This is a genomic window from Brevibacillus fluminis (assembly GCF_003710825.1).
Lineage (GTDB): Bacteria > Bacillota > Bacilli > Brevibacillales > Brevibacillaceae > Brevibacillus_D > Brevibacillus_D fluminis.
In genome coordinates this window covers 126,909-143,990 of sequence record NZ_RHHQ01000025.1, presented here as the reverse complement: position 1 = coordinate 143,990, position 17,082 = coordinate 126,909, and the positions used below count along the sequence as shown (strand labels likewise).

At 42.0% G+C, this 17,082-nt stretch carries 16 protein-coding genes and 2 pseudogenes; 17 read left to right on the top strand and 1 reads right to left on the bottom strand.

What is annotated here, in order from left to right; all coding sequences use genetic code 11:
• Window positions 1-77: 77 nt before the first annotated feature.
• The 4 genes and pseudogenes from speB (EDM56_RS27785) to EDM56_RS27770 all read left to right on the top strand — a co-directional run bounded on the left by speB (EDM56_RS27785) (window position 78) and on the right by EDM56_RS27770 (window position 3,089).
• Window positions 78-1,004: pseudogene (speB, locus tag EDM56_RS27785) on the top strand (agmatinase).
• Between the two features lie 24 nt (window positions 1,005-1,028).
• On the top strand, window positions 1,029-1,265 hold the full coding sequence (locus EDM56_RS27780) for a hypothetical protein (protein ID WP_122921196.1): 237 nt from the start codon (window positions 1,029-1,031) through the stop codon (window positions 1,263-1,265).
• 306 nt (window positions 1,266-1,571) lie between these two features.
• Window positions 1,572-2,522, top strand: a complete 951-nt coding sequence (speB, locus tag EDM56_RS27775) for an agmatinase (RefSeq protein ID WP_122921195.1) — start codon at window positions 1,572-1,574, stop codon at window positions 2,520-2,522.
• A gap of 54 nt (window positions 2,523-2,576) precedes the next feature.
• Window positions 2,577-3,089: a GNAT family N-acetyltransferase gene (locus tag EDM56_RS27770; RefSeq protein ID WP_281274998.1), complete on the top strand. Its 513-nt coding sequence runs from the start codon at window positions 2,577-2,579 to the stop codon at window positions 3,087-3,089.
• Window positions 3,090-3,300: 211 nt separating this feature from the next.
• On the opposite strand, the gene EDM56_RS31245 is transcribed toward EDM56_RS27770, so the two are convergent.
• Window positions 3,301-3,549 (bottom strand): hypothetical protein, encoded by a 249-nt coding sequence (locus tag EDM56_RS31245; RefSeq protein WP_148040431.1) that lies wholly within the window; start codon window positions 3,547-3,549, stop codon window positions 3,301-3,303.
• A gap of 85 nt (window positions 3,550-3,634) precedes the next feature.
• On the opposite strand from EDM56_RS31245, the gene EDM56_RS27765 reads away from it, so the two are divergent.
• The 13 genes and pseudogenes from EDM56_RS27765 to EDM56_RS27710 all read left to right on the top strand — a co-directional run bounded on the left by EDM56_RS27765 (window position 3,635) and on the right by EDM56_RS27710 (window position 17,070).
• Window positions 3,635-4,234 (top strand): DUF421 domain-containing protein, encoded by a 600-nt coding sequence (locus tag EDM56_RS27765; RefSeq protein WP_122921193.1) that lies wholly within the window; start codon window positions 3,635-3,637, stop codon window positions 4,232-4,234.
• Window positions 4,235-4,611: 377 nt separating this feature from the next.
• Window positions 4,612-5,307, top strand: coding sequence for an acyl-CoA dehydrogenase family protein (locus EDM56_RS27760; RefSeq protein WP_281274997.1), 696 nt, complete (start codon window positions 4,612-4,614; stop codon window positions 5,305-5,307).
• A 387-nt stretch (window positions 5,308-5,694) separates the two neighbouring features.
• Window positions 5,695-6,264 carry an SF0329 family protein gene (locus EDM56_RS27755; RefSeq protein ID WP_122921192.1) on the top strand — a complete coding sequence of 190 codons (570 nt, stop codon included), beginning with the start codon at window positions 5,695-5,697 and terminating at the stop codon, window positions 6,262-6,264.
• A gap of 350 nt (window positions 6,265-6,614) precedes the next feature.
• Window positions 6,615-6,806, top strand: a pseudogene (locus EDM56_RS32295) (hypothetical protein); the annotation flags it as partial.
• Entirely contained in the window at window positions 6,803-8,536 is a 1,734-nt protein-coding gene (locus tag EDM56_RS27745; protein WP_122921190.1) for a sigma-54 interaction domain-containing protein, read from the top strand. The pseudogene EDM56_RS32295 and the gene EDM56_RS27745, both read left to right, overlap by 4 nt.
• 400 nt (window positions 8,537-8,936) lie before the next feature.
• On the top strand, window positions 8,937-9,896 hold the full coding sequence (locus EDM56_RS27740) for a beta-keto acid cleavage family enzyme (RefSeq protein ID WP_122921189.1): 960 nt from the start codon (window positions 8,937-8,939) through the stop codon (window positions 9,894-9,896).
• A gap of 111 nt (window positions 9,897-10,007) precedes the next feature.
• A complete protein-coding gene (locus EDM56_RS27735; RefSeq protein WP_183192618.1) occupies window positions 10,008-10,931 on the top strand; it encodes a 3-hydroxyacyl-CoA dehydrogenase family protein in 924 nt (307 codons plus the stop codon).
• 14 nt (window positions 10,932-10,945) lie between these two features.
• On the top strand, window positions 10,946-11,092 hold the full coding sequence (locus EDM56_RS31620) for a hypothetical protein (protein WP_183192617.1): 147 nt from the start codon (window positions 10,946-10,948) through the stop codon (window positions 11,090-11,092).
• Window positions 11,093-11,122: 30 nt separating this feature from the next.
• On the top strand, window positions 11,123-12,724 hold the full coding sequence (locus EDM56_RS27730; protein ID WP_122921187.1) for a sodium:solute symporter family protein: 1,602 nt from the start codon (window positions 11,123-11,125) through the stop codon (window positions 12,722-12,724).
• Window positions 12,725-12,755: 31 nt separating this feature from the next.
• A complete protein-coding gene (locus EDM56_RS27725; protein WP_122921186.1) occupies window positions 12,756-13,160 on the top strand; it encodes an acyl-CoA thioesterase in 405 nt (134 codons plus the stop codon).
• 37 nt (window positions 13,161-13,197) lie between these two features.
• Window positions 13,198-14,823 (top strand): peptide ABC transporter substrate-binding protein, encoded by a 1,626-nt coding sequence (locus EDM56_RS27720; RefSeq protein WP_122921185.1) that lies wholly within the window; start codon window positions 13,198-13,200, stop codon window positions 14,821-14,823.
• 64 nt (window positions 14,824-14,887) lie between these two features.
• Window positions 14,888-16,603 carry a gamma-glutamyltransferase gene (locus tag EDM56_RS27715; RefSeq protein WP_183192616.1) on the top strand — a complete coding sequence of 572 codons (1,716 nt, stop codon included), beginning with the start codon at window positions 14,888-14,890 and terminating at the stop codon, window positions 16,601-16,603.
• Window positions 16,604-16,647: 44 nt separating this feature from the next.
• Window positions 16,648-17,070 (top strand): aconitase X swivel domain-containing protein, encoded by a 423-nt coding sequence (locus EDM56_RS27710; RefSeq protein WP_122921183.1) that lies wholly within the window; start codon window positions 16,648-16,650, stop codon window positions 17,068-17,070.
• Window positions 17,071-17,082: the final 12 nt, after the last annotated feature.

The window sequence follows — 17,082 nt, the reverse complement described above, 5'->3', positions numbered from 1 at the left end:
ACATGAATTGCTAGTTAAGACATTTTATTCCGTTTACGATCACATTCGTAAAAATTTCAAAAAAAGGAGCAATTACGATGTCAAATCCATTTGAAGATTTTCAACCCGATTTTTGTACGTCAAGCACGTTTATGAGATTGCCCTCGAAAAGTGAACATACGAAACTAGCGATATTAGGTATGCCTTTTGATACAGCTGCTTCTTACCGAGTGGGGGCAAGATTTGGACCACAATCCATACGTCAAATGTCGATGACGTTATCCTCTTACCATGCACTGCTTGACGTTTCACCGTTTGAAGATACAAATGCCATCGATATCGGAGACCTTCCTGTCGTTACACAAAATATCCATTAAAGCTATGAGGTTATGGAAAATGCAATGCTTAATCTAATGAACAAGGGAATCATCCCAATTGGATTGGGAGGCGACCATTCGATCACCTTAGCGAGTCTGCGTGCAGCCGCTAAAGTATACGGACCTGTAGCCTTACTCCATTTTGATTCCCATACAGATACGTGGGATACGTATATGAATGAGAAATACTGGCACGGTTCTCCTTTTATTCGCGCACATGAAGAAGGTCTTGTCCAGCCGGATAAAGTGTTTCAGATTGGCATGCGCGGTTGGGACGTAACGTCTAGTCTTGAACTCGGGTACAACGTGGTTACGCAAGACGAGCTGTTTACACGTGGCTTCCAAGATGTTGTCGCGCAAGCAAAAAGCACGATTGGTGATACTCCTTGCTTTTTAACCTTTGACATCGATTTCGTTGATCCAGCATTTGCACCTGGAACCGGTACGCCTGAGGTCGGTGGATTTAGCAGTCATGAAACATTAAAAATGGTCCGTTCTTTAAACGGCTTCAACTTTGTAGGTTTTGATCTAGTTGAAGTGCTGCCTTCTTTTGATCCAACACAAACGACAGCTTTGTTAGCCGCTACAATCGTGCATAACTTTGCGGGTTTGGTAGCTTTACGATTAAAACAGAATAAGGATAAGTAGAAACAGCTCAAGGGGATTACACATATGGATAAAAGAATCATAAAAATAGAACCGCCAAAAATTCCAAGTGAGCCACCAGAACTCAAACTACTTGATATCCATTCTAATGATTTATTTGAAATGGGAATGATTCAAGACTGTTTGATTGACAATCAAAAGGCTTCTAAAGTTACGTTTGAAAAAATCATTTTTAAAAATGTAACGTTTACAGAAACAACGTTAACTGGAGTTGAATTTACAGACGTACTATTTGAAAAATAAGTGATTGTGAATTTGATTGATTAGGCGTAGCGGTGGAGGATTTGAAAGGTTGCATGATTTCACGTGAACAAACCTACCAATTTGCAAAATTGTTTGGACTTGTTGTTAACGAGTGATCTTACAATCAAATGACGATTGTGACGGGGGTACAAAAACAAAAAAATCTTGCTCAATTGTGGCAAGATTTTTTGTTTTCAGGATGGGAACACGCTGAAAAACTACGAAACGATGCGGTAACACTTCATCGATTGCCTTGGCACATGAATTGCTTCTTATGGATTGAAGGAAAAAAAGGAGGAACTATACATGAAATCTGTTAAGGATATGATCAATGAAAAGAGCATTTGGGCTGGGTTGAATCAACCAGGCATAAAAATGGCAGAGGCCGACATCGTAGTTTTCGGTGTTCCTTTTGATGGTGGCGTAAGCTTTCGCTCCGGGGCAAAAGATGCACCACGCGCGATTCGGGAAATCACCTATACCATTCCCCCAACGACGGAACACTGGGAGGATTTATCCGAGCTGCGCATTCTCGATTTGGGGGATATTGGTGGAGAAAGTCGGGATGTGCAGTTCCATAAGGTCGAGGAAACCGTGTATGAGAGTGTAAAGGCGGGCAAATTATTCACGATGATCGGCGGCGATCACTCCACAACCATTCCGGTCTTACGCGGGGTAGATAAAGCGTTAGACAAGCCATTTGGAATTATCCATATCGATGCGCATTTTGATCTGTGCCATGAAATGGGGGGCGATCTTTTATCTCACGGATCTGTCGAGAGACGCGCATTGGAATTGAAAAACGTCCTTGATACCGAGAGCATTTTCTTTGTGGGTATTCGTTCGGTTGAGTCGGAGGAGCTAACGTTTATCAATTCGAACAAAATGAACATTGTAAAAGCCAAGGAAGTACGCAACTGCGGTGTAGCTGAAACGGTTAAGAAGATCAAGGAGACAATGAGCCGGTTCGAGAGAATCTACGTTACGATCGATATCGATTCACTTGATCCTGCTTATGCACCAGGCACGGGGACACCACAATTTGGTGGCTTAAATAGCAGGGAGCTCCTTGATTTGCTTTATGGATTGTTCGAACTCCCCATCATCGGTTTTGACGTTGTGGAAGTGTCTCCTTCATTGGATCAATCCTCAGTAGCTGTTTTTGCCGCCCGGAAAATACTGGCGGAATGTTGGGGGCATTATCTGCGCAAGAACAAGCAGATGAATGGGTCGTACGAAGCAAAAACCCTCCGCTAAAATCTCTTTAAAAATGGCGAGAAACGGAGGTACTATCGTGCCTGTTATCAAGTCATTGCGAATGCTTCTGTCAATAAAATGGTTGTGATAGTCAATGGTAAGGAGTATCAGGCACTTCAATTGGGAACGGTGATGACGCATCCAGCATATCGTCATCAAGGGTTGGCGGCTAAGCTTATCAACTATATCCTGAATAAATATGGAAACGAGTATGATTTTACCTATTTGTTTGCGAATGATAAGGTGCTTAATTTTTATCCGAAGTTTGGTTTTGAGCGGGTTCAGGAAAGCAGTTTTAAAGTAAAAGCTTCCGATTTAAAAAAGCAAGTGACTCCAAAATCCACTTTGCGCAAGCTCGATGTGAACATACAGGCTAATTTAGAGGGAATCGTCCATCATTTGATTTCTGACGAGACAAAGATGATTCATTTTTCCTTTATGCCTGAGCGTGATTATGAAAACATCCAATCTGAGCCACGAACAGAGTCGGATGATATCTTGTTTGTTCGTCCCAATCTCATAGAGAGAGAAAAAGAGATCTTATTTCCATTAACAGCACATGCGTAACCTACTCAAAAACTGATGAAGCTTGTCGATGAGGTGATTTAAGTATGCATGCATTATCCCTATCATTCCGTTTGCTTAACACAGTCGATGAACTTGCGAAGCGCCGTGTTTCGTTATTATTTTTCACATGGTTTGAAGGTTAGCCACTGTATGAAGCATGAAGGCCCAGAGCCTGTCCATTATTATGTTCTAGAAAAATAAGATAACATCTCTAACAGAAAAGGATCACGATTTCTTTCTGAGTGCTCAAGCATTCGGTGAAATCGTGATTTTTCTGCTTCGTTCTTGGGAAGTTTGTTTTTAGAAAAACAAAGAATGTAATCTCTTTTACAAAAGAATTCGTCTGGCTATCTAGTTCTGGAGAGAGTCTGGGAATACTGGAATGCTCGCTGACCACACGGATGGAACCATCACTATCGCTTTCACCAGCCTGTTCTTGAAGGCTTGTTTTCGTTGGCATGGAAAACGGGCTCAATGATCTCTGGATAAAATTGTAACGAGAACGCAATAATAATCGAAAATGGTTTGAAAAAGGAGGGATAATCTTGCCCTATTGGTTGCAGGCTGTCATCTTGTTTTTGGCGGCAAACGTTTTGTTTAGAATCAGTGGAAAAAATTCAATTTCATCCATGAGGGTGGATGAGGTGGTCATTATGATCGGGCTTGCTTCCGTATTAGTTGAGCCACTTAAATCAAAAAATTTGTGGATCTGTATCTATGTTGGAGCCATTCTGATTTTGCTCATGTTAAGCATGACTTATTTGGAGATCTTTTTTCCTAGGTTGAAACGGTGGGTGATGGGAGAGCCTATCGTTCTTATAAAGAATGGGGAAATTAATCACCAAAATTTAAAGCGCGCTCGAATGACAGTGGATGAGCTTAAAATGCGCATACGTGCTGAAAAGATCATTGATATATCCCAAATACGGTTTGCCACACTTGAAGCAAGTGGTAGACTCGGCTTAGACATGGACCCTGAATACGCTGCCGCTACAAAAAAAGATATTGAAGATCTAAAACAAGCAATTCAATTAATCGGCAGCCGATTAAACGCTGCTGTACAGTATACCATCCCTTCAACGAATCCAGAAAAGAATCTCTTTATCCAAGCAGATGAGATGCAAGAACAAGATCCCCTGCAATAAATGCCGGATGGAACGTATGGGAGTGTACATTGTATCGGAATGAAAGAAATTACCATTCAAGCCATCTATGGTTCTGGCGTTGGGCATTACGAAACAATTGTGGGGTGAACCTCCATTAGACGGGATTATCACCTATGTAGGAGAAAGCTTGCGGGGCGGTTGCTTATGTTTTTTTCAAGAGAAACACTCCTTACTAGGTAGGTATTGCAATAGTAGGAATTATGAGAAATGAATAGCAATGCGTTGTCGACTGAATTCTATTATTAAAAACTTTACTTCAGAGCATACTTGATTTTTTAAGTACAATGAATAGACATTGCTTTTGAATCGTAGAGACGCCGTGGGCGTCTTTTTTATAATTCATTACATAACAGCTCATCAACGGTCAAAAGGTATTTATCACAAACGGATGGGACTGTGACTTAGCGATTGTGGTCTGCAAGACTGGAAACAGCCCAAGGATGCATCACAACTTAAGTATAATTGTTATAGAAGAAGGTACCCCTGGTTTTATAAAAGCCAAGAAGATGGAGAAGATGGGGCGTCATGCCGAAGGAACGGGTGAACTTGTATTCGAAGATTGCCGTGTCCCTCAGCGTAATCTATTAGGCGAAGAGGGGAAAGGATTCTATTATATGATGGAAAAACTGCAGCAGGAAAGATTGATTGCTGCATTAGGGTCGCTTACCGCAGCAGAAAAAATGTTTGAAGAGGGTCTCGAGTATGCTAAGACGCGGAAAGCATTTGGTCAACCCATCGGAAAGTTTCAACATAACAGCTTCAAACTGGCCGAAATGGCTACTGAAATCGAAATAGCACGTTGCTTTGTCCATGAGCTGGTAAGCGAGCATGTTGCAGGTAAAGATATTGTAAATAAAGTATCAATGGCTAAATGGTGGGTATCTGAAATGGCTAATCGCGTTGCGTACGACTCACTGCAGCTCCATGGTGGCTATGGTTATATGGAAGAGTATCCTATTTCGCGTCACTATCAAAATGTTCGTGTCGATACAATCTTTGCAGGAACTACAGAAATTATGAAAAGCATCATAGCCAAAAATCTCGGGCTATAATGTGTTGTCGCAAATCAAATCCAGCGTATGTGAAGCGAATAATCAACCGGACGACTACGCTTATGACTTACTCAGTTGATTTCGGTGTAAGGAAAGCGGATTCATTTGTTTTTAATATGAATGTAGGAGGTGCTTTATGCGCTGGTTTATACTATCCTAGTGTATATTGGACTCGTAATTTACTTCGCAGACAAATCTATCATAGGATTTGCCGCTGTACCGATGATGAAAGAGTTTACTCTTTCCCCTAGTGAATGGGGCTTGATCGATCCTGGCTGACGGCTTTTCGAATGGATGCAGGGCCCAGATGGTCAAAAGCTCCACAGCAGTTCAAGCAATAGAGTTTGAAGCAATAGGTATTAATAATATAGAACATAGGAGGATGGAATGTCCTGGAGCAAATTGAAGCAACATCTGGAGAGTTTTCTCTGTCCTGCGTTAAATGGAAGGGTTGAATACCGTGCTACCGGCTATCGTTATTTGCCAGATAAAGCAGGACTTTGTTATATTGCGGTAGATAAAAAGAATGTACTCAATATGAGTGATAAGACTACCTTAATCAAATGGTATCAGACGGAGCTGGAAATTAAGAATGATCCAGATATCCAAATTCCTATCAGCAATGAAGAAATTGAAGCTGTCAGAAAAGATACCAAGGGAATGGTTCCGGAAGATCGACTAAAAGTAATTGCTAGAAGTAGAAAAATATCAGAATATGCAAAGGAGCTTTTGTTAGCACAGGTAACATTAAGTAAATCAAATTTTAGCGATGTAGCTACTAAATTTTTATCCATTTCTATAGAGGAAAGTATGGAGAGCAATGATATATTATTGAATATTCTAGCTTTGGTGGACAGACGCGTTGGAAAAAAGCGAATTTTAAACATGGCAGAGAAAATGAAGTTAAAGCATCCAATCGTGCAATATTTTTATGAACTACGTCTTAGTACCTTATGAGAACAAATAAATGATTCACATCCAATCGAGGGCCCTGCAAAACGAATACAGTATCTGTAAAATGTCATCCAGTGCCTTGATGGTACTGGGTTTGTTGTATTATGGGAACATGTTCCGAGCAAGAGTTGTTTTTCAGATGAATTCCAAGAACTCGTGAAGTCGGGGTTTTGGGGCAAAAGAAAAAAGGAATTCTTACCCTCAAAATGGAATTGTTATTCTCCAGATAACAAGTTTCGCACCGATAAAACGTCATAGAATCCGATATCCATCATTCGACAGATGTAACGATCCTGCTGGATGATGTGAACGTTACGACCCAGTTGATTCGTAAAAGCCGAAAAGTCATGTCACTTCCCAGTTACCGTGCAGCCGGAGAATCAAAAATTAGTCTTATCAAGCGCAAGTACGGTTTGAACCGTAGCAAGTACAGGAGCTATGGCGGCTTCGGAATACTGACCCAAACAACTCACTCCCCGAAACCATTTGTAGAATTGACTTATTCAGGAGCAACTAGTTACGAGCAGAAGGGGGAATTTTTGTGAAGCACAAATTTTCGAGCATTGAAAAATTAATCAAAACTAACTTTAAAGTTTTTGAATCCCCTCTAACAGATAAGCTTCTTGCAGAAAACGGGACCGTTGACTTAGTCATTTTCGTTAAAAATAATGTAGGCGAGTTCTTTTATATCGATTCACCCCCGCCTCATCCTTCTACGAATTTATCCGTTCATTCCCTTCCCTTTAAAAAAACAGTAACCGTTTGTAAGAACGAAGAGATATCGAAATTGATTGCATTGCTAAGCCAATATGGATTACTAGTGCTTCTGAATGAATCAGGAGATCCTATCGGTTATTTACATTTCTCGAATGTATTGAAGGAATTGTACGACTCCTATCAATATCTGGAAACCTATTTTGATACGATTTTAGATACGATTGACACATCAGTCTGTGTGATCGACGAGCAAGAGACTGTTGAAATTTGGACCAAAGAGGCTGAGAAAATATTCTCCATAGGACATCAAGAAATTATCGGAAAAAAAATTACGGATTACTTTGAAGCAAAAAATCTAGAGATGCTAAAAACACTAAAGACCGGTAAGCCATTTTATAGACATCAACATCACCCACGCTCTGATCTATTCGTTATAGTAAATAACAATCCGATTCGCTTGAATCAGAAGATCATTGGAGTTGTGTCCGTTGACACTGACATTACCAGCCAGATTCGATTAAATCAGGAATTATTTAACTCGTTCCGTAAGGTCCAGCATTTGGAGCAGGAAGTAACTAAATTAAAGCCGGACAACGACCCTTTTCATGGGATTAAAGGGAGTAGTCAAGAAATAGCAAGAACAATCGAAATGAGTAAGAAAGCTGCTGCTACGAACGCAACCATTCTTATTCTTGGAGAAAGCGGAGTAGGAAAAGAGTTATTTGCCAAAGCAATCCACGATTCCAGAGAATTATCTGGTGCTCCGTATATCCCAATTAATTGCGGAGCGATCCCTCCTTCATTATTTGAAAGTGAGTTATTTGGATATGAAAAAGGGGCATTTTCCGGGGCCATCAACACCGGGAAAAAGGGGAAGCTTGAACTAGCTCAAGGGGGAACGCTATTTCTAGACGAGATCGGAGATATGCCCTTGGATTTGCAAGTCAAATTATTACGAGTTTTACAAGATAAGAGATTCTATCCAGTTGGAGGCACAAAGCAAATAGAGGCTGATTTTCGTGTAATTGCAGCAACCAATCGAGAATTAATCGACCTCGTTAAACAAGGAAAATTTAGAGAAGACCTTTATTATCGTCTAAATGTTATCACTATTAAATTGCCGCCTTTACGTGAACGTAAAAATGATGTTATCGAATTAGTCCACCATTTTTTATACGAATTTTCGATACGGTATAATAAGCCGATTCAAGGCATTTCCCAAAAATTAATCCAAGACTTTTTACATTATGATTGGCCCGGAAACATTCGAGAGCTTAGAAATAGTATTGAAAGACTAGTCGTTTTTTCGACAGACGAAATGATTAGCAACAACGAGCATGTTAATCTTACTGACGACTCAGACCCATCGGTAGTTACTGACAACAGTACCTTTACGGATACACTTTCTACACTGCAAGATGAATTAGAAAAATACGAACAAAAAGTTATATGTCAAATGTTACTGAATGAAAATGGTAATCGATTATCCACTGCCAAACGCCTAGGCATTTCTCGAACGACGTTATACAACAGAATGAAGAAGCTAGGAATTATATAATCAGCCTTACCTCAAACAGTATCTGATATAGCTGCAAAAAGCTGGCGTCTTAACTCGAAGGCGTCAGTTTTCTTCTTTTTATTGCGCCATTTTTTACTTTACACAAGGAGGTCAAACCCCTTCATGAATCTCTATTCTTCAGGTAACAGGAAGTGTAACGATATTTGAACAGTGTGCCGATTTCTTAACGCGAATTGATATGAAGTGTTCATAAATTTGAACGCATTCAAAAGAAAGAGTAACGAACAGTTGCGATTTATCCGTAAATAAACGTTGGCACATGAATTGCTACTTTTGCAAAGTGACAGTTCATTCGCGGTTAGTGAAACCTGTCCATTACTAACTGACTGAAAAAACTGGTGAAGAACAGCAGATAGCCAAACAAGAAGGAGTGAGAAAAATGGATAACAATTACATTTGGAATTTCGCCAATAGTTATGATTGGATGGAACGAATTGGCAAATTACCCCCGTTAGTTGTTACTTGCGCTGTAAATGGTGGCATTCAAGGGAAGGAAGTGAATGAAGCTCTTCCCGAAACTCCGGCAGAAATCGCCCAATCAGCGTATGAGGCTTATAATGCTGGGGCCAGTATTGTCCATATTCACGCAAGAGACCGAAATTGTATTTGGAAAAATGCCGAAAACCCGGAAGAGATACTGGAGGTTAATGGCGCTGTCCGGAGCAAATGTAAAGAGATTATCATCAACAATTCTACCGGCTTGGGGTTTCAGTCTACTATGGACGGCAGATTAAACGTCCTGGAGGCTAATCCGGAAATCGCTACTTTAAATATGGGGCCGTTTATGGAAAGAGTAAAGTTTATTGAAAGAAAGTCGCCTCTGCAACATGCTCGTGAGTCATTAGAAATCGATGGTGTTATTCCTTTTACTTATGGAGTTATTGAAAATTTTGCCTCTCGTATGGCAGAAAAATCGATTAAACCAGAGATGGAAGTGTATCAACCAGGGCATTATTGGGCTGTCAAAGCATTGATTACGAAAGGACTGGTCAAACCTCCTTACTTTGTTCAATTTGTCATGGGAACGCAAACGGGGATTTATCCTACGCCTCAAAACCTGCTTAATCTGATAAGTGAGTTACCTCATGATACCGTGTTTAGCACGATTGGAATCGGGAAATATCAATGGGCCTTGACTACCTTAAGTATAATGATGGGTGGGCATGTAAGGGTAGGGATGGAGGATAACATCTATGTAAAACGTGGCCAAAAGCTGAAAAGTAACGCAGAGGCTGTTGAAAAAATCGTCCGCATTGCCAAAGAGTTTAATCGTGAAATAGCTACGCCTGCCCAAGCAAGGGAAATGTTAGGTATCTCTGCTATTCCTAAAACGTACTAAGCGTTAGTTGTCTGTATGAATGAAAAGTTCGCGGCAAAAATGGTGAAAGGTTGCAAGACGGTGTAAAAGCGAGATGAAGAGTGTAACTACATGTATAGAGGGGAGAAAATTATGCACGAGGGTTTAGTAGAGAAAGTGGGAGTAGTCGGGCTGGGAGCCCAAGGGTGGCTGATAGCTTTTCGCTGTGCATCGGCTCATAAAGTTACATATGTCTACGATGTATCAAATGATAGTCTGAAAAAAGCAATCAACAATATTCAGAATGTTTTTACGACCTATGTAAATAAAGGTTTGTTGACAAGAGAGCAGGCAGAGGAAAAGTATCAAAAAATTCACGTGTGCAGCACTCTGGCTGAATGCGTGGGCGATGCAGATATTGTGATTGAAGCTGTTCCGGAAAATCTCGCATTAAAACAAAAGATTTGGCAGGAAATAGACGTATTGGCCCCTCAGAGAACGTTGTTGGCAACGAATAGTTCATCAATGTGCAGTTCGAAAATTGGAGCCGATGTCAGCCGAAAGGATCGCATGTTTAATATCAATTTGGGAGCGCCTGATGATATGGGCCCACCTAAACTCGATCCTGTTGAATTTATGTATAATAGTGAAACGTCTGAAAACACCAAATTCATTGCCAAGCAATTTTTGAATTCATTGCAGTGTATTATTTTTGAGACGCATAAAGAGATTCAAGGCTTTTCCTTTAACCGTGTCTGGCGGGCAGTCAAAAAAGAGTGCTTGTTCCTGTGGGCGAATGGGTATAGCAGCCCTGAAATGATTGATCGAGCCTGGATGCTGGAATTTCATACAACATTTGGCCCTTTTGCGTTGATGGATCAAGTTGGGCTTGATGTTGTAAGAGATATTGAACTAAATTACTACTTCGAGACTGGTGATGAATCAGATAAGCCTCCGATGGAACTGGAACAAATGGTTGCAAAAGGACACCTTGGAGTGAAAACCGGGAAGGGTTTTTATCAGTATCCAAATCCAGTATATAAAGAAGCTGAGTGGCTTTCGAAAAAGTGTTATTGAAAGGAGCTGCATAAATGGCTGCCATTATTTTGTCTTTTCTCATTGGTGGATGGACAATTATTCTCGGCCTGAACTTTTATTATCAAGCCAAAAAAGACTTTCAGAAATATTTGGAAGGGGAACAAAAACGAACAGGAGATGAGTTTCAACAGGGAGGTTGATTAGCCACCAAAAGGTGAGGGGGTTTGAAAATGAACGCATACAGCATCGTGGTATTTCTGAGCTTTATTCTCTATATTATCATTGGAAATTTCGCTGGAAGAAAAGTTCACAATTTGGAAGATTACTATGTTAGTGGCCGGAATGCACCGACAATGCTGATCGTAGGGACCCTGATTTCTTCCTTTGCAAGTACAGAGTTATTTTATGGAGATACTGCTTTTAGTTACGACGGCTATGTGATGCTTCTGGTCATTTTGGCTACAATCATGATTGCAGGCTATTCAGCGGGTACGTTATATTTCGGGCGTTATGTAAGAAGAAGCAAGGCGCTTACAGTTCCTGAATACTTCGGTAAGCGGTTTCAATCGCGAAAAATTCAATCATTAGCAGGTGTTATTACGATATTTGCTGTAACGGCTTATCTCTTGGCTGCAACCCAAGGGACGAACTTGCTGATGTCTGAGCTTACGGGTCTAGAGTACAAGGAATGTTTAATTCTGACCTGGTTCGTGTACACCGCATTTACTTTATATTCAGGTTCCAGAGGGATCATACTTACCGAGACAATCATGTTCATCATCATACTGCTGGGTATTGTTATTGCAGCCCCGTTTATTTTCCACAATACCGGTGGAGGCTTTGCAGCTGTTATCGAGAAATTGGCTACATTTGAAGGGAAGCCTGGAATTGTTTCTTATCACGGTTTGCTGGGACCATGGAAGATCAATGCTACCGATTCTGTTATCTGGGCAATAACATTTGGGATCTCCTGGGGGATCGCAATCGCTGTAAGTCCTTGGCAGGCAAGTCGATATCTAATGGCAAAAAGTGAGCACGTTGTGTTACGGGCTGGTGCCGTTGCAACAATGATCACGATTCTTTATCAAACGTTGGTCTTCTTTATGGCAGGTTCGATTAATCTCGTCAATCCTGGCATTCAGCCAAGTGAAAAAGCATTCATTTGGGCAGTGTATCATTTGCTCCCTTCATCTTTAAGTGTTTTGCTTCTGGTAGGCATAATGGCTGCCGGCTTATCTTCCGCTTCCACATTCTTATCGCTGATCGGATTCAGTGCAACAAAAGATATCATCGAAATAAAGAAAAATGAAAAAACAATGTTGAGAATAAGCAGAGGGGTTATGCTTGTCTCTAGTCTCGTGGCGTTAGGCCTTGCTTACTACCAGCCCCCTGCTGTTCTGTGGATTACCTATTTTGCGGGTACAGCGATTGCTGCGGCCTGGGGACCCGTTGCACTGATGAGCGTTTGGAGCAAACGGCTCACTTCAGCAGGAGCCTTCTGGGGAATGCTGGCAGGCTTTGTCGGGAATGTTGGAGCCAAGTTGATTGAAAAGATGTCAGCATTTACGTTTCCTATGTTGCTGAGTCCATTCTTCATCGGCTTGCTGGCTAGTATCATGACGATTTTGGTTGTTTCATCATTGACAAAAGTTACGGACAAAGAGAAAGAGTACAGAGAAACATTGTTAATCATGCCTAAAGAGGAACTGGATCCAAAAGAGATTAAGCGGACGCTGCTCTATGGAAAGGTGATGATCGGGGCTGGTATTCTCACCCTTGTGATCTTCTTGTTTGCATATGGAATACCGTACTTCAAAGCGACGTCAATTTAACCTGATTGGACGATGAAAGGGCGATGTGGGCATGCAAGTAACAACGGAAGTAAAGGTGAGAGTCACTGATCTGGATTTCCTTGGACATGTAAACAATGCTGTGTATGTGCAGTATTTGGAGTGTGGCAGAGAAGAGTGGTACAGAGAAGCCGGGCTCACTTACAAACAGCAAGCAGAGAGAGGGATAAGCACTGTAGTCGTTCATGCAGGCATCAATTATCGCAAAGAAGCAATACAAGGCGAGAGGTTATCAATCAAGACGAAACCACTGCGGAGGGGAAAGAAAAGTTTCAGCTTTTATCAAGAAATTCTAAATGAACACGGAGAAATTGTTATTGATGCAACTGTCACAGAAGTTTGCTTTGACCTGAGAAACAGAATAAGCGTCCCCATTCTGGGTGAGATAGCTGTCCATTTCGAGGGATTGGAAGAATGAGAGAAACAAATAATGTTTCCTATCGGAGGGATCGTGTATGAGAAAGAGTCTATTTGTATTGGTCTGCTTAACTCTCGTACTTGGCGCGTCACTAACTGGATGTGGGAATCAAAAGGAAGAAGCGACACCGACAGCAAATACTGAAAATAAAAATTCAACAGAACCTAAGGTTTTAAATTGGAATTTGCATGCCGAGCCTCCCACGGCTGACCCTGGTTTAGCATTCGATACGACTGCTATGGCCATTGCAAAAGCTCTTTTTGATGGTTTGACCCGCACAGGAGAAGATGGCAAGCCACATGAATCAGTGGCTGAAAAAATCGATATTTCTCCAGATTTGAAAACCTATACGTTTACACTTCGCGACACCAAGTGGAGTAATGGCGATCCTTTAACTGCTCACGATTTTGAATTTGCATGGAAGCGTGTACTTGATCCCAAGACTGCTGCTCAAGCGGCATTCCTCATGTACTACATCAAAAATGCAGAAAAGGCGAACAAGGGTCAGGCCAGCCTGGATGAAATCGGTGTAAAAGCGATTGACGATCGCACACTGCAAGTCACACTGGAAAACCCGACCCCGTTCTTTATTGAACTGACTGCTCACACGGTATACCTCCCCGTTCACAAAAAGACCGTCGAAAGCGATCAGAACTGGGCTGCCGAAGCAAAAACGCTCATCGGAAACGGACCGTTCAAGATAGAAGGATGGGAACATAAAAACAAAATGATTTTGGCGAAGAACGAGAATTATTGGGATAAAAGCACTGTAAAACTAGATAAAATCAATTTTTCCATGGTTGAGGATGAAACCTCCGAGCTGTCGATGTATGAAAATGGCGATATTGATTGGGCCGGCTCTCCCATGAGCTTCTTGCCAACTGATGCCATGCCTGCACTGAAGGAGTCAGGCAAGCTAACGAGTCAGCCGTTTGCTGCAACCTATTGGTTTGCCTTTAATGTGGAGAAAGCCCCATTTACCAATGCAAAGATCCGTAAAGCATTTGCGTATGCAATCAATCGGCAAACGATTGTCGACAACGTATTGCAAGGAGGTCAACAACCGGCATTGGGAGTATTACCGCCAACCATGGCGCTAAAAGCAGACGGTTACTTTGCAGATAATGATACAGAAACAGCAAAAACACTCTTGGCCGAGGGGATGAAAGAACTGGGGATTTCATCCTTGCCACCGATAACACTTTCCTTCAATACCGCGGAAATTCAGAAGAAGGTGGCTGAGGCCGTCCAAGATCAGTGGAGAAAAAATCTTGGTGTGGAAGTGAAATTGGAAAATCAAGAGTTAAAAGTATACCTGCAGAATATGGCACAAGGGAAATTTCTGGTTGGGCGTTTGGGGTGGTCAGGAGCTTTCAACGATCCGATCAACTTCTTGGAATTGTTCAAAGAAAAAAATGCGCCTAACAATGCTCCACAATGGGAAAATCCAGAATATATCGAACTCTTGAATCAGTCGGGGGTAGAACCTGATCCGGCAAAAAGGAAGCAACTCTTGACTCAAGCAGAACAAATTCTTATGAATGAAATGCCAGTCGCGCCAGTCTTTTACTACACGTATTCCTTTGTGCATAACCCCAAAGTAAAAGGGGTATTAATCGATGGATTGGGAAAAGTCGATTGGAAGTGGGCGGACAAAGAGTAAGTCAATGATTTAAATCATACATGTTGTGTGTTACACCATCTAAAGACGAGAGGATATGAGAATAATGATGAACCCACGTGAAATTAATTTATCAGACCCCAAATGGCTTCCAGGTGAAAAGGCGGTCATTAAAGGAGTGAAAGCATCAGCAAGCTCGGATAATGCGGTCGTCACTCACACGATGTTAAAAGTGATGGCGGAAGGAGGCAATGCTGTTGATGCCGCAATTGCCGGATGTATGGTTCAGGCAGCGGTCGAACCTTATATGACGAATCATACTGGTACGGTTACCTTTCTCTGCTATAACGCAAAAGAAGACAAATATTATCAACTTGATTCTATGGGGACGTTTCCATCAGATCTGCCGGCACATATGCCTGTACCTCAAGGAATGGGTGTATATGCGACGATCCCACCGCGATCGGTTATTCCTGGTTTTATGCCTGGCTTAAAAGCACTATATGAAAAGTTTGCGACGAAACCATGGGCAGAGCTTTGTGAAGAGGCGATTTGGTGGGCGGAAAACGGGCATCATGTCTCATGCTTTGAATTTGAACTGAATGTTTTCGAAGAAGATTTTGTTACCTTCTTTCCGGAGGGTAGAGCGTTTTATATGCCCAATGGCCGCTTTCCTCATGTAGGAGAGAAATTCGGTTCAAAAGAAATGGCTGAAACGTTAGGAAAAGTAGCGGAAGAAGGCCCTGATTATATGATAACAGGTGGATGGGCAGAGGCCTTTATTGAGAAGGCAAATGACATGGGCTGGATGATCACAAAAGAGCATATGACAGAAACACCGGCCAGATGGATAGAGCCGCTCAGATTTAAAATCGGTGAGTATGAAATCGTCTCGTTAGCACCGCCACAGCAGCAAGGGATTTTTTTAGCGTTAGTACTGGGAATTCTGGAAAAACTGGGTATCAAAAAAGTAAAACCGTATTCGGCGGACCACATCTTCTACATGGCCCATACGCTAAAATTAGCACAAACCATATGTGGATATAGCAGTGATCCAGAGGTTCTAAGCTTTGAAGTGAACACATTTTTAGACGGACACTTTCACGAAAGTCTTGCAAGGCTTATAGAAGGGATGAAACCCAAAGTAGATTTGACGAATCACACCAGATTTACTACAGGATTTGGTGGTGGCGTATCATTCTTGGATCGATTCTCAGGTGCAGGGAAAATGCCAACTCCTAGACAAAACAGTCATCAAGATCAACCTACGGGAAGTTGTGAACTAAGTATTGTCGACAGCGAAGGAAACTGGGTACAGATGATGAACACGTTGCAATCTGGCGGGATACCTGGACAGGTAGTAAAAGGAATTCCAATGGTGGGCTCACACGCCGTGCCTAATGTACAATCAAGCCACATGCAGTACTACCAGACTAAAGGAGCCAGAATTAGATGCGTCATCGGCAACACAATGGTGTTAAAGGACGGAAAGCCAGTCATGCAGCTTGGTACACCAGGCAATGTTCACGTATCAGTAGCTCAGGTACTATGCAACTACCTGTTCTTTGGAATGGAGCCTTATGAGGCGGTAGAAGCCCCACGAATGCTCGGTCTTCAAGAAGGTGGATCAATCGTCATCGAAGACAGGATTCCGGAAGAAGTGCAAAAAGAGCTCATGGCATTGGGATTGCAAATGAAAGTATCTGGCATATGGGATTATCACATGGGGTCGTTCCAGATATGCTATCTCGACAAAGATACTGGTGAGTTGTGTACGCTGGCTGATCCGAGAAGATGTGGAGTTGCTGATGGGATAAAATAATCTGTTAAGAGAACGGTGATCCTCGGCAATAGGAAGTGGAAATCATGACAATGATTGAGACGAAAGGACGTATCCTCACAGAAGGAAAGGCAGAAGGAACGATTATCGGAACAAATGTACCGTTAAGCTTCTGGGGTGGATTCAATCCGGCTACCGGAGTGGTTGTGGATCGTCATCATCCTCTTTGCGGTGTTTCGCTTGCAAATCACATCCTTGTTTTGCCAAAGGGACGCGGATCTTGCAGCGGAAGCGGCGTTCTATTGGATGCGATTGTTTCGGGGCATGCTCCTTCAGCAATTTTGTTAGCGGAAGCGGATGAAATCGTAGCGCTAGGCGGTATCGTCGCTGAGGAGATTTTCTCCGTGAAATTGCCCATTATCGTACTAGATGAAGGTTCATTCGAGCAGGCATTGCTTGCATCAACCGCCTGCATAGAAGATGACGGGATTGTCGTGCTTCGTTATTGAGTATTATGTTGG